Genomic DNA, 20,034 nt, shown 5'->3' with positions numbered 1-20,034 from the left:
CAGTCAGATTCGTTGTGCTTTTTTATACGGAATATGACCATACTGCCTGCATTTGTGACAGTAAAGTATCTGGATCCCATGTTTGATTCGTATGCTTTTTGCTGTTTGGATCAATAACGGTAAACTCTCCATCTTCCATACCGGTTACCAAGATAAAATGACCGACTTGTGTAAAATCACCGGGAAGCATACTACATACAAGAATCTGATGATTTTCTAATCGTGCCTTCATATCTTGTAAAGAGACTTGTGCTCTTTCCACCTGTACACCATAGTGTTGGGCTGCATCCGTTAAAAATTGCCAGTCTGTTCCTGCTCCATTGACATAAAATCCCTGCTGGGAAGAATAGCTTGCCAAAACATCCGGTGTAAGTGACGCATCTTGTAGAAGATAACTAAAAACCATAGACAGACAGGTAGGAGCGCACCCTGTCAAATAAATATCATTTTCCCCATAAGGAATATAGCCCCATCTAAGATCCCATTGTAATAGTTTAGGAATGGTATCCAGCGATTCACTTAATGTTCCAGGACCATTTGTATAGTTTTCTTTCTGCGGATATGCTTCTACAAAAGACAGTCGATCTTCATCCTTCAATAAAAATTCCAGTATATCCTGTGAATATTGATCCAAATGTAAAAAGATTGGTTTATACTCGTGATTTTCTAAAGTTTTCTCTTTAAGTTGATCAAATGTTTCCTGCGTAATGTGTTCCGGCTTTTTCACTTGCAGTATTTCTTCTGTGGGATACGACAGGAGCTTATATACACCAAAGCCTATGAATCCCAAAACCAAAAATACAGGTAAGATCAAGACCAGTAATCTTCCCCAATACACTTTTCTTTTTGATACCCTTTTCATAATGTGCCCATTATATCATTTTCAGGTCAAAAAAGCTTGTATTCTGCCAGAAAAAGCGTAATCATGTAAGTGACAATAAAACATAAAGAAAACATACAGGAGGTGTTATATATGTTACATGAAGTTAGTTTTCTTTCTTACAACAAGCGAGATCAGGTACAAGGCTGGATCTATGTTCCTGCCTGCAAGCCAAAAGGAATCGTTCAGTTGATTCACGGATTCGGAGAACATTCCCGCCGTTATCTTCACATGATTGCTCACTTGACCGAAGCCGGATATATTGTGGCGGCCGATGATCATGTGGGCCATGGAAAAACGGCAATGATTAATAATACCTGGGGCGATTGGGGCAATGCAGGGCCTCATACGATGATGGAAGATGAGCATACACTCAAAACAATCGTGCAGGAAAAATATCCGAATCTTCCATACTTTCTGTTTGGCCACAGCATGGGTTCTTTTATTACTCGTGATTTCATGGCCACTTATGGCGACGAATTAACAGGCGCTACGATATGTGGAACAACAGGTATTTTTAGAGGTGCCAAAGAAGCGGCTGCTAAGATCAAAGAAGCAATCGATGCCGGTAAAGGAAAAGAAAGCGATTCACAATTTACTGTCGATTTAATGGGCTGGATGTGCGAAAGAATTCCAGATGCCAAATTAGGAAATGAATGGATCTGTGCTGATCCCTATGTTCAACAAGATCATGCCAACGATCCTTTTGATGCCTTTACAAAAGCGACAACAAATCAGGCCTTGTATGATTTCACACAAATGATGCAGTGTATCGAAGGCACAGAATGGGCAAACAAAGTTCCAGTTGATCTGCCAATTTATAATATCGGCGGCGATCAAGATCCGGTTGGAGAATATGGAAAAGGAATCTATGAAGTGACCAACTGGTTAGTACAAACAGGACACAAAGTACAAACAAAAGTATATAGCGGTTATCGTCATGAAATCCATAACTATGCTGATATCAAGAATGAAGTAGAACAAGGTATCATTGATTTCATGGATCAAATCCTTCGTTAAATATTTCCAAAAAGAGCATCCCCAGTCCATAGAGATGCTCTTTTATTGTGTATTTTACAAGTCCTATTCTAGGATGCCAAAAAGAAGCAGATCTAACAAGTCATTCACACCCTGTATCAATGTATTCATATTTTGTGTTCTGTCAGATACAAATTCTCTTAGGATAGACTGAAAAAAGATATCTAAGGTTTCTATATATCGAATTGCTTTTTCTTCATCGATTTCCTTTCTCAAATTTATCTTTTTCAGCTGCTCTTTTAAAAATTTATGATTTATTTCAATTAACGGTTTTCGCAAATCATGAATTTGAACCTTTAAATGTGCCGGTGGTCTGACCATGGCGGTTTCCATGATTGCCTTTTGTTGTAAATGGTGATCAAAATAAGTCTGTCGAAGCAGAATAAAATCTCGGATAGAAAGTGAAACATCTTTATTTTCTATTTCCGGCAGCTGTTTTTGTACAAAACTTGTTAAATCTTCAATGACCTTTTGTACACAAGCTAGAAAAAGATCATCTTTATTTGAGAAATAATGATACATCATTCCTTTGGAAATTCCATGTACTTTACATATTTTCTCTATGTTGACATTTTCGTAACCTAGCGTCCCGAATTCTTGGAAAGCAGCCATGAAAATACTTTGCCGGCTCTTTCTTTTTCTTTCCTCTTGTCGCATGTTTTTCCTTCTTTCCCTTGATTTAGCTCATTGGCCCATTCAAATCCCTTTTTGGCAAAGAATACGGCAATGACTTCATTTATTACAGCGGCTGCCGCAATTGTTCCTTGTAAAATAGTTGCACATTCTAAAGCTGTACTTTGAAGCATAGATACCGCTATACCGGTAAAAACTAAAGATACGCCGGAATGAGGCAGTAATGTGAATCCCAAATATTTGCGAACTGTATCCGGTGCATGACTCCATTTAGCACCCACATAGGCTCCAATATACTTTCCTATTGCACGAACCAAGATATATACTAGTGTATAAAAGCCAGCGTTTAAAATCAAATGATAATCTAGCGGTGCCCCTAAATTTAAAATCACAATCACAAGAGAAAAATGAATCGCAGGATTTATATATTTCATAATCTGATCCAATTTGTTTGGTGGAATACAGTTGGCAAAAGCTGCCGAAAAACCCATTCCCAACAACATAAAATTAAATATAGGCAAAGGTAATTGTTGACTGATCCAGAAACCGCTTCCTACACAAACCAATAACATTCCAATCAGGACCATCAGCATGGATTGTATTTGTTTTAATTTTTGAAGCCATTTACCGGTCATAAAACCTAGAATAAGTCCTAAGAAAACAGGAATAAACACAAACAACAACATAACACCAATGGAGATCGAAGTCGTTGAAAGTTGTGTGGCAACAATCGCAATGACGGTAAAGAAGATTATGGCCCCCACCAAATCATCTAAAGCCGCCATGGGAATCAATGTTTTTGTGACAGGTCCGTCGGTTTTAAATTCATTGACGATGGATAAAGAAGGAGCTGGTGCTGTGGCTAGAGCTATGCCGCCAAATAGGAATGCCAAATAGAGAGGAACATCAACAATGGAAAAGATGATACCAAAGGCCACAGATACAGCTATAAAAGTACCTATAGATTCTGTCAATGTCATGATGAGAATTTGTTTCCCCGATTTTTTCAACTTGTTCCAAACCATTTCCGTTCCAATCATAAGACCCACGATACATTCCAATAATTTTTCAATCATGATAAACCAGTCTGATTCCAATATTTGTGCATCTAACAAATGAAAAGCATGGGGCCCTAAAAGCATTCCTGCAAGCAACCATCCCAAGATAGCCGGAAGTTTTATTTTGGATACGAATTTTCCCATCACCAAAGCCATTAAAATAGACATTCCCAAATAGAACAACTCCATGTTCAAGATCCTCCTTATAGACGAAATCGTCTATTTATGATTATACATATTAAAGACGAATACGTCTATAATTTTGTATTAAAAAAACTGGACATAATGCCCAGATTCTAACCATATCAGGATTCAATGACTTGAAGGATTTGACGAGATGCCTCTAACCCCATCACTTTACTTTCCGTGAATCCTTTTTCAATACATTCGATTGCGTGTTGTACTTCTCCTGTAAAATCACTTTTCATCGATACTTTGATTTTTTCTTCTTTGCCGTCACGCATCAATGTAGCTTCGGTATTCTTCCAGAAATTCTGACAGTGAATAGACCCTTTTTCTCCATAAATATGCGCTGTGTTTTCCATTTTTGATACCCAGCTGGTGGCAATATGCGCCATTATACCGTTTTCATATAAAATATTAGCCTGTGCATGAATCGTAAAATGATCATTCATCTTTTGATCCATAAGCTGTATTTGTTTGATTGAACTTTGTGCCATGAAATTGGCATAAGCAATAGGATACACGCCAATATCGTACAAACAACCGCCACCTTCATCTTCAAAATGCCAGGGAGACACTGCTTTCTTTTGGACCCATACATCATCCGCATCCTGCGCTTCGATCAAATGCACCTTGCCGATGATTCCTTCATGTATCATTTGATGAATTTTTTGATTCAGCGGTGTAAAGACACACTTATGCGCTTCCATCAAAAACCGATGTTTCTCTTTAGCCATGACAAAGCACTCTACCAGATCTTGCGTATATAATACCATTGGCTTTTCACAAATCACATGTTTATCATGGGCTAAGCAATTTAAAATATGAGCTTTATGCAATGGGTTGGGTGTGCATATATAGATGACATCCACCTTTTCATCTTGTAACATAGCGTCCATGGAGTCAAAGAAACAAGGAAGGGTAAAGCGTTGAGCAAATTCTCGTGCCTTTTGATAACTGCGAGAGCACACCGCATACAATTGCGCATTTTTAGCTGCTTGTATGCCTACAGCAACTCTATGCGCTATCGAGCCCAGTCCTAAAATGCATATATTTTTCATAATGCCTCCATCTATAAAATTCCATAATGTTTTAAAGCATAGACAATTCCATCCTCTTTTGCGCTCTTTGTCACAAAATCCGCTGCTTTTTTGGCCACGGGATCAGCTTCCTGCATTGCAATACCAATTTTGGTATACTGAAGCATTTCCCTATCGTTTTGTCCATCTCCAAAAGACATGGTTTCTTGAGCACCCATCCCAAAATAAGCAAGCATGGCTTGAATGCCTTTATCTTTTCCTCCCTGTTTGGAAATGATATCCACCCCATAGGGATTCCAGCGTGTAATCACGCAATTTGTTAATTCCCGGGCTAATTGACGGCTCTTATGTTCATCAATAAATGCTGTACATTGATAAAATGGCTGATCCTTGTATTTTGCCACCTCTGGGACTGTACTTGATATAGCTTTTTGCGCCCGTTGTACTTGATCTGTTACCGTATTGATGTAAAGACGCTCTTTTTCAACGATGACCATGGGAAAAGCACGCGATATAAAAAGATGGATTAATCTTTCTTTATCCTTGCCCTCAACGGGATTGGAAAAAATCACTTGTCTTTGACGATCCAGACAAAGCTGCCCATTTAACAACACATAGCCATCAAATGGAAAATCAATCTGCAGTTCTTTTAATTCTGTAATGTGTCGCCCTGTTGCCAGAAACAGTAAAATTCCTTTTTCCTTTAAAGTGTATAAAGCTTTCAGAGTATTCTCTGAAATTCTTCCATGGTCATGACAAATCAATGTTCCATCCACATCAAAAAAAATTCCTTTTATGTTCATATCGATATCCTTCCTTATAATTAGTATATCAAAAAGGATCGACTTTAGGTGCCGACCCTTATAGAATCTCTTGCCGCCAAACTGACAAGATCATGAAAGGAGCTTTACTACATTAAGCCAATCCAGGAGCATCCAATAGAAATTACGATGATTCCTACAATCAAGACAACCGGACTGATTTGTTTTTTCTTTAACAGCCAGAAACAAAGCAGAGTAACTGCCATAGGCAAGATGTTCGGGAAGATGTTATCAAAGAATTGTTCCTGTACCGCTACTTCGATACCACCATCAACAGTGATAACCGGAAGCAATGTAATCGATACATAAGATGCAATCAAAGCCCCGATAACTGTAATACCCAAAATTGTTGCCGCATTAGCTAAAATATCAGAGTTGGATGTGATCATATCAATGGATTTTGTACCTAGACGATAGCCTAGTTTAGTCCATACGATACGTAAGATCCAAATAATGAGATATGTTAAGAAGAATACGATAGGACCTAATACAGAGCCTTGTGTCGCAAAGGAGCAGGAAATACCGGCTACGATCGGAAGAATCGTAAACCAGAAGATCGCATCACCAATACCGGCAATTGGCCCAAACAAAGCCAGTTTCAAACCATTGACAGTTTCACGGTTAGCGCCTCCTTCTTCCAAAGAGATCATTAACCCCATCAAGAATCCAACCAGGTTGGGATGGGTATTGATGAATCCTAAATTATCGACCATAGCAGCGGATAATTTTTCTTTATCATCTCCATAGATTTTTTTCAATGCCGGTAACATGGCCCATGTAAAGCCACAAGACTGCATACGCTCATAGTTAAAGGAAGCCTGCAGGAAAGATGAACGAATACCCAGCATCGTAATATCTTTAGATGTCAGTTTTTTAGATTCCGACATTAGTGTCACCTCCATTTAATCCAGCTTCTTCAATGGCCGCTTCAACTTCTGCCTTACGCTGTTTTGCCCCAAAGAAGTCCATCAACGCAAAGATCAGACCTAACAAGGCTACCGGTAACAAGTTTGGCATATCGATAAAGCATGCCATTAAGAAACCAGCGATAAAATAAGGAATATATTTGACTTTCATCATAACGCGAAGCAGCATACCAAAACCAACAGCCGGTAAGATACCTCCGGCAATTTCCAAACCGTGTGTGACGATTTCCGGCAGCCATTCTACAAATGCCTGCATAGGAGCCTGTGCCACATAAGCACAAAGGAAAGCCAATACACCATAAGTAATTGAAACAATTCCCATTGTCAGATAGTTGATATGTGCAATTCCTTTAATATCGGCATTGGCAGCACAATCGTCTGCTTTTCCCATAAAGAATGAGAAGGCGGAGTAGTAGAACAAAATAATGTATTGTCCCAAAAATGAGAATGGTAAACATAAAGCCAAAGCTTGTTCAGGTTCACAACCGGTTGTATAAGCAAGAACAGTTCCCATGAGTCCGGCCATAACCGGGTTTGGTGGTTGTGTTCCTCCAGCCGGTGTTAAACCGGCAAAAGCTAGTTCAATCAAAGCACCTACCTTAAGTCCTAGAACAACATCTCCCAAAATAATTCCGGTAAATGTAGAAACCATTAAAGGACGGAACAGGAAAAATGCTTCCAGGAAGAAATCCAAACCTACGATAATACACATGATCGCAAGTAAGATTCCCTGTATAAATGTAATTTCCATAAATCTCTCTCCTTGTATTATTCAATCGTAGTTTTTGTATCTCCGGGAACATCTTGTGCATACACATGAATGCCTTTTGATGCCAGGTATTTCAAATCCTCCATATCCTGATCATCAACATAGACCTTAGCGGTAAGCTGATGTTTCCCATCTGCATAATGCATGTTGCCGACGTTGACTTCTTTTATTTCAACTCCGGCATCCACCAGTCGACGCACATCTTTAGGCGTCTTACAAATGATGAAGATTTTTTGACTTGGTGCTGCTTTGTCAATGATGGCAGCTGTTTTTTCAATTGAGAAAAAACGAATTCCTACACCGGATGACTTTGCGGTTACAGTCATTAACCGCTGGGTCAGTTCATCTTGTGCAGTTTCATCGTCAGCTACAACCAGTAAGTTAGCACCGATAGTTTTTGTCCATGTCACTCCAACTTGACCATGTACCAGACGATTATCAATTCGAGTTAAAAGTATGTTTGGCACTTTCATCTCCTCCTTTCTCTTTACACCTATATTATAGCAAAAAGCGTGCCAACTTCTGTCGAGCACGCCAAATACGCTTTATATAAAGCAATTTTTATAGATAATTTAAAATATACATAATTTCAGGATCCGGTATTTCGACACTATAATGCATTTCAATCCCACTAAAAGCCTGTCGTACGATTTCCATTCGATCTTTGTTTTTCGCTTTGAAATCTTCCATGCCTTCCACATTTTCAATTCCCTGTCGAAGCATCAGTCTTTCAATCAGACAACTAATATGTACATATAATCCCATTCGAACTGTCGCATCCATCGTTTTATGCAGAGCACTTTCCACCTGTACGACAAAATCTTCTACATCATCAATAACCTTTTCCGCATTTAATATTGTCAAATGATTTACGATATTGGAAAGAGTAAAATTCTTCATGATATTCTGTTCGAACATACTCTGCTCATCCGAATTTAAATACGGGCTGATATACTTCATCAACTCCTGAATTCCATCGCTGGCTACCAAACTTTCCAAAGATAGGTATTCTACGTCCTCTACACATGGATCTAACGTTCCAACGATCAAGCGTATATTGTATTGTGAAAAGATCGCATCTTCTTTGCCATGATCTAAAATAGACTGATAATCATAAGGAATGATATCCAGTTCAACCGGCTTAGGCAAAGAGCTTTTCAACAGTTCAGAGATCTTCTTGGCCACTCCAAATCCTGTCGCACAAAGTGTTAAGATCGCATCTTCTTTTCGAATTCCTTCTATAAAGTGTGTGGATAAAGAAAATTCAGCTTTTACATCCTGTAAGATTTCTTTTACCACTTTTCCATGTTGAATCGCATGCCCTACTTCCAAAGCCGTTGCCGTGGATACGTAATTGATCAATCCGATATTACAGTTTGAAAGATGTATCTTCTTATAAATGGCTTCCAAGCTTCCCATGTCCACTAAAAGAATCAATTCCTGAATTGGGCTTTTGCGTTTCAAATAATCTTCCACCAGCTGCACGATCTTATCAATGGAAATCTTAAGTTCCATATCAATACCGTCAAAGATATGTTCCGACAATAAATGATTAGCTGTATCGGCAATACTGCTGGCAGTCGAATATCCATGACATAAGATCAAACCTACACGTCCATTATTTTCTTTCTTTTCTGTATCAATCAAAGCAAGCGTCATGATAACACGCATGAAATCATCCATTTTGATATCTAAGTTCAATGATGCATTATCGACAATTTCACTGGCTACACTGTAGTCACGGGGAAATTGCTCTTGAATCAATGTCTGAATGGATTGTACTTCCTGCACATGAAAAGATTGCCACAACATCGCATCTGTTGCGTTTTTAGAGTATTCCACAAACGCCTTGGAATAGATTTTAATTTGGTTATTTGGCACCGTAAAAGAATACCGATTCATCACGATAGAACAAATCTTGTCCAACATCTTTAACAAGTAATCTTCGTTGGAACTGATAGAACGATACTTCTGTCGAAAGAATAAAAGATCAAAAAAGTTTTGAATCAAATATTTACAGCGAGTAATGATCTGATGTAGGTCTTCCTCTTCGTCCTGACAAGTCTGAACTGTTTCCAACAATCGATCATACAACTGCAACAGCGGTGTTTTAGACTTTCGTTCTTTATTCAGATCCGTAATAGAGATCATTGCCTCGTCTTCCTGATCATAGTTTTTTAACTGCAGTGTATTCATCGAAGCAAATAAATATTCCGGTAAATCTAAAAGTCGAATTCGAAGTGCATTCTGTTGTTGATGAACAAGTACATTGGCACATGTAGCACGTATCACATTCTGCAGTTCTCCGATATTGCCTTTATATTCATGATCCAACAAGGCCTGATATGCCAGATTCGAAATAAACACATCTTTTCGAAGATGGTTTCTTTCTTTCATCAACATCGTATAGATCAACTCGATCTTTTCTACCTGCGGTCTTTGACTGAGAGAAGGAATTGAAATCACGATCGGTATTCGTCTAAGCATTGTCCTTAAAAGAACTTGTTGAGGATCTTCCGTCGTTGCGAAAATCAAACGACAGCTGGAACGATACCAGTTTTCATTATCTCCTACTTTATGATAGATTCCCTTATCCATGAATTGAAACAATTTTTCCTGACACTCGGCTTTTAAACAATGAACCTCGTCTAAAAAAAGCGCTCCTTGATCAGCTAATTGGATCAAACCTGCCTGTTCATTTTCTGCACCGGTATAAGCACCTTTGACATGTCCAAAAAGATTGTCGGTCAAAAGCTCCGGATTGTTGGCATATTCAGAACAATTTAGAGCAATAAATTTTGATTTTTTATCTAAGATACCCTGATGTATGCCATATTCATACATCAAATTCGCAAGCATGCTTTTGCCTGTACCGGTAGGACCATAAATCAAAATGGGAAGTCCGTGATCTGGATATGTCACGGCAGCCTGACAATGTGAAATCAAAGCACGAAGTGATCCGTTGCAGCCAATCATTTTCTCAAAGTCATGATTGGTCACCCGCATCAGATCGTCCATCGAATCATAAACGGAATGTTCCAAAGACACTTTTAATTTTTCTTCTAAAATCTGGCGATCAAAAAAATAGACAGGACGTGAATTTACTTTGACTACGGTACCTTTCTTTACAAGTTCATTCAGATATTGTGATGCCGTATTCCGTGTAATGTGAAACGCACCTGCCAGAGAGGCAGCACTAAAGCGTTCATCTTCACAAAGTTTAAGAGTTTCACACCGCTTTTTTAACTCTTGTGACAGTGATTTTTTTATATCCATAGTCTATCTCCTTTTCAGCTTTTCAAAATCCAACAATTCAATTTTTTCTGTCATCGTTCCCGGCACATCCTGATAAAAAATCGTATTTCCTACTTCGTTTAGATAGTTTAAGTCCTGCACATCCGTTTCTGTCAAATACATTTTCTTATTTAACGGATAGCGTCCTCTTTCATAGTGAATATTACCAATATTGATCTTAGGAAAACGAATTCCTTTTTCATATAACTTGCGCACTGTTTGGATATTTTTAACGATTACAAAAATTTTCTTTGTATCTTTTTGTTTCTGAAACGTAGTCACAAAATCTTCAATTGTATAGAAAGCAATGTCCAGATTAGCCGCTTTGGCAATACTGGCCATCAGCTTTTGTGAAAAGACATTATAAACCACTTCTTCATCCACCACGACAATCGCATCAATATTTAAAGCACTGCTCCATGTCATACCTACCTGTCCATGCACCAGACGGTTATCTACTCGAATTAATTGAATCTGCGACATCATACCACCTCTAACCTTTACTCTTTCTCTTACTGGAAGAAAGGATTCCGCAATGTTCTCTATATTTCGCAATGGTTCTTCTTGCGATAAAAATACCTTGGTTTTCTAAAAGAAGCTGTAATTTGGCATCACTGTAAGGATGCACATGATCCTCTGCATGTATCAAATCAACGATTTTTTCTTCAATTGTTGCCGCATCCACATCCATGAAACCATCATGTGACAACAACTTTTTGATCGGATAATACCGATTTTTAAACTCAAAAGATTTTCCTTGAATAGCTCTGGATACCGTGGATACATGCAAACCACATTCCTTGGCTACTTGTTCCAGTGTACAATGTTTCAAACCGGCTCCGGAAACAAAAAAATCCCTTTGATAAGAACATAAAATCTGAAGAATCTGTAAAATCGTAAGACTGCGTTTTCGCACCTGATTTAAGATTCTATCCGCTTCCTGGCGTAGAGCTTTCAATTCCCTGGAAGAATATTCCAATACATCCAACTCAAAATCCTGGTTGATCATCTCTACAAGAACTTGTCCTTGTTCAACTGATACTCTTGCTTCCGGCTGTAAAGCTATAGAATCTTTGGCGTAGTTACATCCTGGCTTTGGATTCAAGCTTTTAATAAACTGAAACCCTTCTTCAATTTCTTCCAGGCTCAAACCTGTACCCTCAACAATAGTTGAATAATCATGAGAAGAAAGCTCTTTTAAATAATCGCAAAGAATTTCTCCGGTTTCACTGGCAGCATGCGGTGAAACTTCGCATTGTACTTTTAACGATTCTTTCAAGTGAAAACAATAACACCCCAGCGGCTCCATATGTCGCAGTTGATCAATAGCCTGCATGATTTCTTTTTTTGTATATATGGACTGTGATACAAGAGAAGAGAGGTTTTCTTTAAAGTAGCCATTTGAATCTAACATCGAAGTTAAATAGGCAATCATATCTTCACTAAGACTGTTCTTTTCGAATCGGTTTTGTTCCAACATGACATCCAATAAAGATGGCTTCTGGGTCGCAAACATCGTAAAATCAGTTTGTGCCTCATCCGATGCCTGATAGCGTAGAAAAGGGTTATGTGAACTGATTTCCATCAAAAAAGCCTGAAGATCTTTATTATTGAGCTGTAAAACTTCCAGTGATCGTTTCATATCCTTATTAAAGACCGTTCTCTGTATTTGATCCGGTTTTAAGATCATTCTTTGTTTCATGACTTCAATATAACGAAAATCCATTTCTTTTTCAAACAAAAAAAGGATGGCTCTTTCTTCCATCCTCCTCATCAACCATTGATGCCTTATAAGATCTTATTTTCGTGGAAAGCGCTCATACTTCATATTGTATGCCTAATCTTATTCATGACGTGCAACGGTTAATTCTGTCATCATTGTCACACCAAATTCGATAATTTTCAATTCCTTTTCTCAGAATTCGCAAATTGAGAATCTGGATAGAACGAAATACTTTTCAACTCTTTCTACTTTTTGATACAATATTGGCATTGGGGGAATATCTATGCCAAAAATCTATACCGAAGAAGAAAAGTACCAACAAAAAATCAAAATGTATACAGCCGGATTAAAGATGATTTCTCAAAACGGCTACAAAAATGTTAAAGTGGATGACCTTGTAGAAGTAGCCGGCGTGTCAAAGGGTTATTTTTACCTGTTGTTTGAATCCAAGGAAGAATTCATCTTAGATGCCTTGATGTGGCAGATGGGTAACGTATTCTCTGCTTTAAAATGGGCCGATAATGCCGGCGCCAGCAGTCAGGAAACCGGTTTTCTTTATCAGTCTATGTTCAAAAATTTAAACTTTATCCAATATTCAGATATTACATATATCAAGAAAAAATGCACCCAACAGATGTGGGATAAGTTTAAACACTTTGAAGAACAGTATTTCAAAAACATTTTAAAACTACTGGGAAAAGACGATGATAAACACGATCCTCGTGTGATCAGTAACCTTTCTTCCGTAATCTTTTTATCCTACAACAGCATGAAAGATGAAGAATCTTCTTTCTTTACCGATAAAGCAAATGATGTAACACAATTATTGTTGGAGACATTACATCGATATCTACATGAATAGTCGATCTATTGATCGGCTTTTCTTTTATGAAAAAATCTATATTTCGAAAGTATTAATTTTTGCTTTCGATAACAGACTGCAAATATACAATTTTTGTATCCTTTCTTTTTAATTCTCGAATCAGCTGTTCTCTGGTATAAGAATCATAGCGATGCGCATCCATTCTTCTTTTTTCAAAGATATAGCCTTCCGGCACTTCAAAAACTTTAGGGTCCTTATAATAAGCAGTCACCCATTTTTCTACTGTTTTTAAAGGAATATCCATCTCTTTGGCAACCATAGAAGTTGATTCTCTGTTTTTACAGATTCTTACACAAACCTTATTTTTTAATTCATTTGAATAGGCTCTGACCATGTTATCCCTTTCTTTCTTAATGGGACAAATATAAAGAACTATATAAGAAGACGAAATCATCGCTTCTATACCAACTATTTCGCAAAAAAAAAAAAAAAAGAAAGGCCCCTATGCATAGAATTTGGACACTATTTTAAGACGGTAAAGGATCGTTAGGCCTTTCTTTTTATAGACGTTAACTTAAGATGATTCGGGGAATAGGAGAATCCCTATAAACAATGAAATCAAAATATATGGAGTACCTATACAAAACACAGCAAATTTTAAAGGATCTCATTGTTTAAATAAGGGTAGTTTATTATATCCTTACCGTCAAAAATAATGACTAATTTTTAAACGCAGTCAAATTATACGTAAACAAACTGTATTTAAATTTGGTCATTACATAGATATCATATCAGATTTATCTGAAAAATTCCATAGCTTTCCATTTTATTTTACATATTTGGCAAAGAGGGAATCTTGTGAAAAAAAGGCGGCACAACCGCCTTATGCTTTATGTTTTCCGATAGGTAAAACCATTGGACAATGATAATAGGGATCTTCGATGATCTTACATTCCAAGCCATAAACCTCTTTTATCAGGGAGGAAGTCAAAATGTCTTTCGGTTCTCCCTGTGCAACCAATTTACCTTTTTTTAAGGCAAACAGTTGATGGCTATAACGTACGGCCAAATTAATATCATGTAAAACCATTAAAATCGTTATCTGCTTTTTCTGATTCAATTCATAAAGACGATCTAAGATCTCTATTTGATATTGAATATCTAAAAAGGTAGTTGGTTCATCCAAAAACAGGATATCCGTATCTTGTGCCAGAGCCAGGGCCATCCAGACTCTTTGTCGCTGACCACCGCTTAAAGAATCTACCTGCTTATCCGCAATATCTGTGATATCCATCCATTCCATAGCCACTTGAATCGCATCCAGATCTTTTGTATCCATAGTCTTAAATGCCTGACGATAGGGAAATCTTCCCCGCGAGACTAAATCAAAAACGGTTATGCCCTCAGGAACCTGGGCAGATTGTGGCATCAACCCCATCTTTCTGGCTAAGTCTTTTGATTTATACGTCCAAATTTCCTTTTGATCCAGTAATACCTGACCTTTCTGCGGACGCAGAACCTTACACATATTTTTCAATAAAGTGGATTTTCCACATCCGTTTGCTCCTAAAATTACGCTGATTTTTCCAGAAGGGATTTGAAGTTCTATATCTTTCAGTACTTCTTTTTTATCATAGGCAAAGCTTAGTTGTCGAACCTGCAATGTATGCATTATCCTCTTCCCCCTTTTTTGTTTAATCGCAATAAAGTATAAATCAAGTAAGGCGCTCCCAGTACACCGGTGACGACGCCTACCGGATAGCGAATCGGCAGCACATTCTGTGAAATACAATCTGCCAATAAAACAATCAGGCTTCCTACCAGTCCGGCAATCAATAGGCTATTCTGATTGTATCGACTGATCTTTTGGGCAATCGGACCAGATAAAAAGGCAACAGAAGCAATCGGACCGGTCGTAGAGGCTGCAACCGCCGCAAGAAACACAGCACAAATAAAAACAATGATTTGTGTTCTTTTCACATTTACCCCCAGTGAAACAGCCATTTCCTTTGATAGTTTTAAGATCTGCACATGGGGCTGTATCAAGGTCAAGATGACTCCAAATATCACTACGATTGGCAGCAGGCGGAACACTTCATCCATAGAGGAATGATTTAAACTTCCTGACAGCCATCGCATGGCGTTAGAAAGATCGTTAGGTGCTGCTTTTAAGATCATATAGGAAATCAAGGCTTGCAGAAAAGCCTGTATACCCAAACCGATTAAAATCATCTTTGTCAGCCTGGAAGAGGTATTGCGGGCAAACAGGTTGATCAAAAATGATATCAATAATGCCCCTATAACGGATAATATCGAGATAGAAATTCCACTCCAGTGTAAAATAAGCAATCCAAACATCGCAAACACAGCCGCACCGCTGTTTACCCCAATAATATCCGGGCTTGCCAAAGGGTTTCGGAACAATGTTTGAAACGAATGTCCAGCCATGCCAAACGCAAAACCGCAAAGGATTCCTACCAGTAAACGAGGCAGCCGAAGCTGCACAATCGTAAAATTGTCTTGATGAATCAAAGCATCAATCACTTCCGCAGGTGTATAAAACGTATTTCCACACATCAGTTCGAATCCGGCCGCAAGCAGGATAACCCCACTTAAAATCAGCAAACAGATCCACATTTGTTTTCGTTGCTTATATGCCAGTTTTTTGATCATAAACCTTTAACCCTGGCCTTTCTAACGATCCAGATAAAAACCGGTGCTCCCAACAGCGCTGTAACAATGCCGACTTCAAGCTGTGATGGTGCAAGCAGAACTCTTCCTAATATATCCGATATCAATAACAATATACTGCCGCCCATAGCCGAAAACGGAAGAAGTACAAGCATATTATTACCACAAAAAAGGCGCATGATATGCGGTATCATCAAGCCGACAAACGCAATAGGGCCAGCCAAAGCTGTAACAGAAGCACAAAGGAGAACCCCGGCCAAAGCGGCTAATGCTCTTGTTCTCTGCACTCTAACCCCTAATCCGGTAGCCAGCTCATCCCCTAAAGAAGTCATATTTAAAGAATGCGCCAATACAAACGACAAGGTCATTCCGATTCCAAAGCATATCAAGAGTGATTGTACACCTGACCAGTCAGCTCCGCTTATGCTGCCAGTTTGCCAAAATCGAAATGTATCCATCACCTGTGTATTTGGCATTGTGATCATACTGATAAAAGACTGCAGGGCAATTGAAACCGCTGCTCCGGCTAATACCAGTTTCAAAGGTGTTGCTCCTGCTCCTGAAGATGCGATCCCATAAACCAAAAAGCTGCTCAACAACGCCCCCAGAAAACCTAAGACTATATAGGGAAACGGACCGCTGATCCGAAAAAAGGAAATGCCGCAGACCACAAATAAAGCGGCTCCGCTGTTCACACCTAGAATACTGGGATCTGCAATCGGATTTCTTGTGATGTTCTGCATCAGACAACCAGATACAGCTAAAGATGCACCGGCCAATACACCAAAAACCGTTCGAGGCAGTCTTTGTTGGATTACGCTGATTTCAAACGATTCTTTTGATGTCGTAAAAGCTTCCAGCAGCGAAGAAAACGAAAAAGATTTTGCCCCGATCGATAAAGATAAAATCATCACAACTACCAGTAAAATAACTAAAAGAACAAATACATATATTTTGCCTTTTGTCTTCATACTATACTTGATCTGCGGCCGTGGCCAATTCTTTTAAATAAGAATCAATGGTAGCTTGAATGCTTAAAACCGTCGGTGTAGCAGCACCGGCTAATTCTCCATCATTTTCTAAAACCACTACCGATCCTCTTTGAATAGCTTTGATCTTTCCAAACAACGCATCTTTTCGCAATAAATCTAACGTAGTGCTATCTCCATATGTTACCAGGATATCTACATCATTTAAAAGATCAGCATATTCACTGGATAAGGAGATAGAGAAATCATCGGCATCTTTTACCTGATCTTCTAAACTTTTTGGGAAGCTTAAGCCTAAATCTGTTAAATAAGATGCTCTGGGATCTTTAGGTAAGTACACATAAAAGGAACCTGTATCCGATGTATCTACCCATATAAAAGCAGCACTCTTTCCTTCCAACTGCAAATATTCTTTTTGTTTATCCTGAATCAGCTTTTCTGTATCGGCAACCAGCTGTTTTCCTTCTTCTTCCATTCCCATGCCTTTGGCATCCAACAATACCTGCTGGCGCCAAAGTGTCTGCCAAGGTTTGTCGGGATAAGCAATCACAGGTGCAATTTGTGATAACGTGTCATAATCTTCCTGTGTAAGTCCAGAATATGCCGCAAGGATCACATCCGGACTGGTATCGGCAATAGCTTCAAAATCCAATCCATCCGTATCATCAAAAACAACAGGATTTGTCACACCGAGATCCTCAAAAGCTTTTTGTGTCCAAGGATGCAATCCCTGTTGACTCACAGAACCAAAATTTGCCTTTGACACACCGACAGGAACCACACCTAAAGCCAACGGCACATCCTGATTCCCCCAGGAAATCGTTGCGATTCTTTCTGGTTTTTGATCTAAAACAGTCTTACCGAAAGCATGTTCAATCGTAATAGGATAACCTGTTGAATCCGACTCTTGTTTATTGGTATCCACTCCACTATCTGTACTACAGGCAGCAAGAACAAAACTTAAAATTGCTGCCAGACTTACTTTCCATATTTTTTTCATACAACCTCCTCCTTAGTTAGTTCTAGCTAACATAGTGTATCGAAAAAATAGAATGATGTCTAGTGAAATTATAGATTTTATAGATGATGAACTTTCATCTCTTTGATCGTTTAATCTTTAGAAAATAAAAAAAGGGATTTCTCCCTCAATGATAAACGGTTGGCAATTGTATCACATCGATGTTCTCATTTTCTATCTCGACAATACTGACAGAACAATTGGGAACCAATGCTTTGGTCAAATTTTTGGTAGCTGCGAGCTGTCGAAACGCTTCTGAATTCTCCTCTAAGAACTGTCGAATGATCGATCCATGACTGACAATTAAAACATCTCCGGTTTCTTTCTTTGAAATCTCTTTGCATGCACTCAAAAATCGTTGAGCAGCATCATGTCGATTCTCTCCGCCATGCTCGTAGAACACCTCCGGATTTACGACACCATCCGGGAAAATTGTTTTTGTATATTCTGCCTCGTAATCTCCAAAAAACACTTCTTTAAAGCGTTTATCCTTGTGAATAGGAATATTTCGATCATGAAGTATCAGCTCCAATGTATCCCCTGCTCTTTCACTTCCCGAATAATATCCAGCGGACAAGGAAACTGTATCAAAAAATAAGCGCAGTTTCTTTGCCTGCTCTCTTCCCTTTTCCGTTAAAGGAGAATCACACCATCCCTGAATACGACCGATTACATTAAACCAGGTTTGACCATGTCGAACAATATATAGCTTCATGCACTGCTCCTTTCCAAAACATTGACTATTTCTTGTCTTTTTGTTCCCAGAACCATTTTATCTTTTATCGTATATTGATAACGGAACCCAAACTTCTCCTGAACTCTTTGGCTTTGTTTGTTTTCACTATAGTAGCCACAGAAGATGCGCGTAAGTTCTAATTGGGAAAAGCCATAAGTCAATAAAGAATTTGCCACTTCCGGTACAATTCCTTGTCCCCAATACGCTTTGCCAATCCAATATCCAAGTTCTGCCTCTTTATCATGCAGTTCCACATTTGCCTGTCCCTGAAACATCAACGAAATACATCCGATGATCTCATTAGTCTCTTTTAGAACAATGGCATAGGTTTCCGGAAAATTAAATACATTTTTAATGATCTCTTTGGACTCTTCTACACTTTGATGAGGCGGCCATCCTGCTCTCGGTCCGATATCCGGATCCTTTGCCAAATCGTATAATCGCAAAGCATCCTCAATCTTCCAGTGTCGTAATAAACATCTTTTTGTTTCCATGTGTTTATTGTACCACAAATTATATTAGTGGATACTAACTGTATAAAATTGCAGTTTTTGTTGGTCTTTGTTAGAATGAAACATACGTAAGGGAGTAGTTATCTTACAAATAGGTAAGTGAGTAAATCAACATATTGATCTGGTGATCTGGTTTACTGTAAAAAACGAGACTTATGCGATTTTTTCGCATGGGTCTCGTTTCTTTTTGGGAGGAATTATGGATACTTTTACTTTACTTTTAACCGCTGTTTCTCTGGCCATGGATGCAAGTGCGGTCTCTTTAGCCAAAGGTATGGCATTGCCAAAAAAGAGTCTTTTACAATATGCTTTTATTCTAGCTTTAGCCTTCGGTATTTTTCAAGGCATCATGCCTTGTATCGGCTACTTTGCCGGCAGTCAATTTTCCATATTTATATCCAAGATCGATCACTGGATTGCTTTTGTCTTATTAGGCATCATCGGTATCAATATGATCAAAGAAGGACATGAAGCAAAAGAAGAATGTGAAATTCTTCATTCCATTCCTTTTAAAACCGTTTTATTATTGGCGATTGCCACCAGCATTGATGCTTTGGCTGTCGGTGTAAGTTTTGCCTTTTTACAAGTCCCTATCCTATGGGCTGCTTTGTGGATTGGTGTCATCACTTTTATTTTATCTTTCTGTTGTGTCCTCATAGGAAAAAAAGTCGGTTCTGTTTTTCAAAAATACGCTGAATATCTTGGTGGATGCATGTTGATTTTCCTCAGCTTTAAAATTCTTATTGAACATTTATTCTTCTAAAAAAGACAGAGAGTCATAAAAGCTATTGATATGATCCCACTAAAGTGGACACACGAAATAAATAAACGTGTATCTATGGAGGTGGGATTTTTCTATGGGAAGAAAGCCAAAATTATCTGCTGATATGAAGGTATGTA

21 protein-coding genes are annotated in these 20,034 nt (G+C 38.4%); 3 read left to right on the top strand and 18 right to left on the bottom strand.

What is annotated here, in order from left to right; translation table 11 throughout:
- Positions 1-22: 22 nt before the first annotated feature.
- Positions 23-862, bottom strand: a complete 840-nt coding sequence (locus ACTQX6_RS10035; protein WP_272002856.1) for a C39 family peptidase — start codon at positions 860-862, stop codon at positions 23-25.
- Between the two features lie 111 nt (positions 863-973).
- On the opposite strand from ACTQX6_RS10035, the gene ACTQX6_RS10030 reads away from it, so the two are divergent.
- Positions 974-1,900, top strand: coding sequence for an alpha/beta fold hydrolase (locus tag ACTQX6_RS10030; RefSeq protein WP_294689194.1), 927 nt, complete (start codon positions 974-976; stop codon positions 1,898-1,900).
- A 63-nt stretch (positions 1,901-1,963) separates the two neighbouring features.
- Here ACTQX6_RS10030 and ACTQX6_RS10025 read toward each other — a convergent pair whose 3' ends face one another.
- The 10 genes from ACTQX6_RS10025 to ACTQX6_RS09980 form a co-directional block, all read right to left on the bottom strand.
- Positions 1,964-2,530, bottom strand: a complete 567-nt coding sequence (locus tag ACTQX6_RS10025; protein WP_294689193.1) for a TetR/AcrR family transcriptional regulator — start codon at positions 2,528-2,530, stop codon at positions 1,964-1,966.
- Positions 2,500-3,798 (bottom strand): cation:proton antiporter, encoded by a 1,299-nt coding sequence (locus ACTQX6_RS10020; RefSeq protein ID WP_294689191.1) that lies wholly within the window; start codon positions 3,796-3,798, stop codon positions 2,500-2,502. The genes ACTQX6_RS10025 and ACTQX6_RS10020 overlap by 31 nt, the downstream gene beginning before the upstream one ends.
- Positions 3,799-3,914: 116 nt before the next feature.
- Positions 3,915-4,853, bottom strand: coding sequence for a Gfo/Idh/MocA family protein (locus tag ACTQX6_RS10015; RefSeq protein WP_294689189.1), 939 nt, complete (start codon positions 4,851-4,853; stop codon positions 3,915-3,917).
- An 11-nt stretch (positions 4,854-4,864) separates the two neighbouring features.
- Entirely contained in the window at positions 4,865-5,635 is a 771-nt protein-coding gene (locus tag ACTQX6_RS10010; RefSeq protein ID WP_294689187.1) for a Cof-type HAD-IIB family hydrolase, read from the bottom strand.
- A 107-nt stretch (positions 5,636-5,742) separates the two neighbouring features.
- Entirely contained in the window at positions 5,743-6,540 is a 798-nt protein-coding gene (gene agaD, locus ACTQX6_RS10005) for a PTS galactosamine transporter subunit IID (protein ID WP_117446039.1), read from the bottom strand.
- The gene (agaC, locus tag ACTQX6_RS10000; protein WP_117446040.1) at positions 6,527-7,330 is read right to left on the bottom strand and encodes a PTS galactosamine transporter subunit IIC; all 804 of its coding nucleotides are present in this window, start codon (positions 7,328-7,330) and stop codon (positions 6,527-6,529) included. Before agaC ends, agaD begins: the two co-directional genes overlap by 14 nt.
- Positions 7,331-7,347: 17 nt before the next feature.
- Positions 7,348-7,815, bottom strand: coding sequence for a PTS galactosamine transporter subunit IIB (agaB, locus tag ACTQX6_RS09995; protein WP_220412071.1), 468 nt, complete (start codon positions 7,813-7,815; stop codon positions 7,348-7,350).
- Positions 7,816-7,909: 94 nt separating this feature from the next.
- Positions 7,910-10,624, bottom strand: coding sequence for a sigma 54-interacting transcriptional regulator (locus ACTQX6_RS09990; protein WP_294689184.1), 2,715 nt, complete (start codon positions 10,622-10,624; stop codon positions 7,910-7,912).
- Positions 10,625-10,627: 3 nt separating this feature from the next.
- Positions 10,628-11,125, bottom strand: coding sequence for a PTS sugar transporter subunit IIB (locus ACTQX6_RS09985; RefSeq protein WP_259295327.1), 498 nt, complete (start codon positions 11,123-11,125; stop codon positions 10,628-10,630).
- A 10-nt stretch (positions 11,126-11,135) separates the two neighbouring features.
- Entirely contained in the window at positions 11,136-12,407 is a 1,272-nt protein-coding gene (locus tag ACTQX6_RS09980) for an RNA polymerase factor sigma-54 (RefSeq protein ID WP_294689182.1), read from the bottom strand.
- Positions 12,408-12,648: 241 nt separating this feature from the next.
- Here ACTQX6_RS09980 and ACTQX6_RS09975 point away from each other — a divergent pair, with 241 nt between their 5' ends.
- Positions 12,649-13,227 carry a TetR/AcrR family transcriptional regulator gene (locus ACTQX6_RS09975; RefSeq protein ID WP_117446044.1) on the top strand — a complete coding sequence of 193 codons (579 nt, stop codon included), beginning with the start codon at positions 12,649-12,651 and terminating at the stop codon, positions 13,225-13,227.
- Between the two features lie 52 nt (positions 13,228-13,279).
- Here ACTQX6_RS09975 and ACTQX6_RS09970 read toward each other — a convergent pair whose 3' ends face one another.
- From ACTQX6_RS09970 to ACTQX6_RS09940, 7 genes are all read right to left on the bottom strand, one after another.
- On the bottom strand, positions 13,280-13,582 hold the full coding sequence (locus ACTQX6_RS09970) for a hypothetical protein (RefSeq protein WP_117446045.1): 303 nt from the start codon (positions 13,580-13,582) through the stop codon (positions 13,280-13,282).
- Between the two features lie 489 nt (positions 13,583-14,071).
- Positions 14,072-14,860 (bottom strand): ABC transporter ATP-binding protein, encoded by a 789-nt coding sequence (locus tag ACTQX6_RS09965; protein ID WP_117446046.1) that lies wholly within the window; start codon positions 14,858-14,860, stop codon positions 14,072-14,074.
- Entirely contained in the window at positions 14,860-15,861 is a 1,002-nt protein-coding gene (locus ACTQX6_RS09960) for a FecCD family ABC transporter permease (RefSeq protein ID WP_117446047.1), read from the bottom strand. Before ACTQX6_RS09960 ends, ACTQX6_RS09965 begins: the two co-directional genes overlap by 1 nt.
- Positions 15,858-16,850 (bottom strand): FecCD family ABC transporter permease, encoded by a 993-nt coding sequence (locus tag ACTQX6_RS09955; protein WP_272002890.1) that lies wholly within the window; start codon positions 16,848-16,850, stop codon positions 15,858-15,860. The genes ACTQX6_RS09960 and ACTQX6_RS09955 overlap by 4 nt, the downstream gene beginning before the upstream one ends.
- 1 nt (position 16,851) lies before the next feature.
- Positions 16,852-17,868 carry an iron-siderophore ABC transporter substrate-binding protein gene (locus ACTQX6_RS09950; RefSeq protein ID WP_294689175.1) on the bottom strand — a complete coding sequence of 339 codons (1,017 nt, stop codon included), beginning with the start codon at positions 17,866-17,868 and terminating at the stop codon, positions 16,852-16,854.
- A gap of 145 nt (positions 17,869-18,013) precedes the next feature.
- Positions 18,014-18,601, bottom strand: a complete 588-nt coding sequence (locus tag ACTQX6_RS09945) for a histidine phosphatase family protein (protein ID WP_168965261.1) — start codon at positions 18,599-18,601, stop codon at positions 18,014-18,016.
- Complete coding sequence (locus ACTQX6_RS09940) at positions 18,598-19,116, bottom strand: GNAT family N-acetyltransferase (RefSeq protein ID WP_294689174.1); 519 nt, start codon at positions 19,114-19,116, stop codon at positions 18,598-18,600. Before ACTQX6_RS09940 ends, ACTQX6_RS09945 begins: the two co-directional genes overlap by 4 nt.
- A 217-nt stretch (positions 19,117-19,333) precedes the next feature.
- On the opposite strand from ACTQX6_RS09940, the gene ACTQX6_RS09935 reads away from it, so the two are divergent.
- Positions 19,334-19,897, top strand: coding sequence for a manganese efflux pump MntP (locus tag ACTQX6_RS09935; protein WP_294689172.1), 564 nt, complete (start codon positions 19,334-19,336; stop codon positions 19,895-19,897).
- The last annotated feature ends 137 nt before the right edge of the window (positions 19,898-20,034 follow it).

This window comes from Faecalicoccus sp. LCP19S3_E2, from assembly GCF_052121255.1.
Classification (GTDB): Bacteria; Bacillota_I; Bacilli_A; order Erysipelotrichales; family Erysipelotrichaceae; genus Faecalicoccus.
Note: the sequence above shows the minus strand (reverse complement) of the source record. Positions and strands in the feature narration are given on the sequence as shown.

Coding starts and splice junctions, on each gene's coding strand:
- ACTQX6_RS10035 (WP_272002856.1), bottom strand. CDS start 862: ATGAAAAGGGTATCAAAAAGAAAAGTGTATTGGGGAAGATTACTGGTC.
- ACTQX6_RS10030 (WP_294689194.1), top strand. CDS start 974: ATGTTACATGAAGTTAGTTTTCTTTCTTACAACAAGCGAGATCAGGTA.
- ACTQX6_RS10025 (WP_294689193.1), bottom strand. CDS start 2,530: ATGGCTGCTTTCCAAGAATTCGGGACGCTAGGTTACGAAAATGTCAAC.
- ACTQX6_RS10020 (WP_294689191.1), bottom strand. CDS start 3,798: ATGGAGTTGTTCTATTTGGGAATGTCTATTTTAATGGCTTTGGTGATG.
- ACTQX6_RS10015 (WP_294689189.1), bottom strand. CDS start 4,853: ATGAAAAATATATGCATTTTAGGACTGGGCTCGATAGCGCATAGAGTT.
- ACTQX6_RS10010 (WP_294689187.1), bottom strand. CDS start 5,635: ATGAACATAAAAGGAATTTTTTTTGATGTGGATGGAACATTGATTTGT.
- agaD (WP_117446039.1), bottom strand. CDS start 6,540: ATGTCGGAATCTAAAAAACTGACATCTAAAGATATTACGATGCTGGGT.
- agaC (WP_117446040.1), bottom strand. CDS start 7,330: ATGGAAATTACATTTATACAGGGAATCTTACTTGCGATCATGTGTATT.
- ACTQX6_RS09990 (WP_294689184.1), bottom strand. CDS start 10,624: ATGGATATAAAAAAATCACTGTCACAAGAGTTAAAAAAGCGGTGTGAA.
- ACTQX6_RS09985 (WP_259295327.1), bottom strand. CDS start 11,125: ATGTCGCAGATTCAATTAATTCGAGTAGATAACCGTCTGGTGCATGGA.
- ACTQX6_RS09980 (WP_294689182.1), bottom strand. CDS start 12,407: ATGGAAGAAAGAGCCATCCTTTTTTTGTTTGAAAAAGAAATGGATTTT.
- ACTQX6_RS09975 (WP_117446044.1), top strand. CDS start 12,649: ATGCCAAAAATCTATACCGAAGAAGAAAAGTACCAACAAAAAATCAAA.
- ACTQX6_RS09970 (WP_117446045.1), bottom strand. CDS start 13,582: ATGGTCAGAGCCTATTCAAATGAATTAAAAAATAAGGTTTGTGTAAGA.
- ACTQX6_RS09965 (WP_117446046.1), bottom strand. CDS start 14,860: ATGCATACATTGCAGGTTCGACAACTAAGCTTTGCCTATGATAAAAAA.
- ACTQX6_RS09960 (WP_117446047.1), bottom strand. CDS start 15,861: ATGATCAAAAAACTGGCATATAAGCAACGAAAACAAATGTGGATCTGT.
- ACTQX6_RS09955 (WP_272002890.1), bottom strand. CDS start 16,850: ATGAAGACAAAAGGCAAAATATATGTATTTGTTCTTTTAGTTATTTTA.
- ACTQX6_RS09950 (WP_294689175.1), bottom strand. CDS start 17,868: ATGAAAAAAATATGGAAAGTAAGTCTGGCAGCAATTTTAAGTTTTGTT.
- ACTQX6_RS09945 (WP_168965261.1), bottom strand. CDS start 18,601: ATGAAGCTATATATTGTTCGACATGGTCAAACCTGGTTTAATGTAATC.
- ACTQX6_RS09940 (WP_294689174.1), bottom strand. CDS start 19,116: ATGGAAACAAAAAGATGTTTATTACGACACTGGAAGATTGAGGATGCT.
- ACTQX6_RS09935 (WP_294689172.1), top strand. CDS start 19,334: ATGGATACTTTTACTTTACTTTTAACCGCTGTTTCTCTGGCCATGGAT.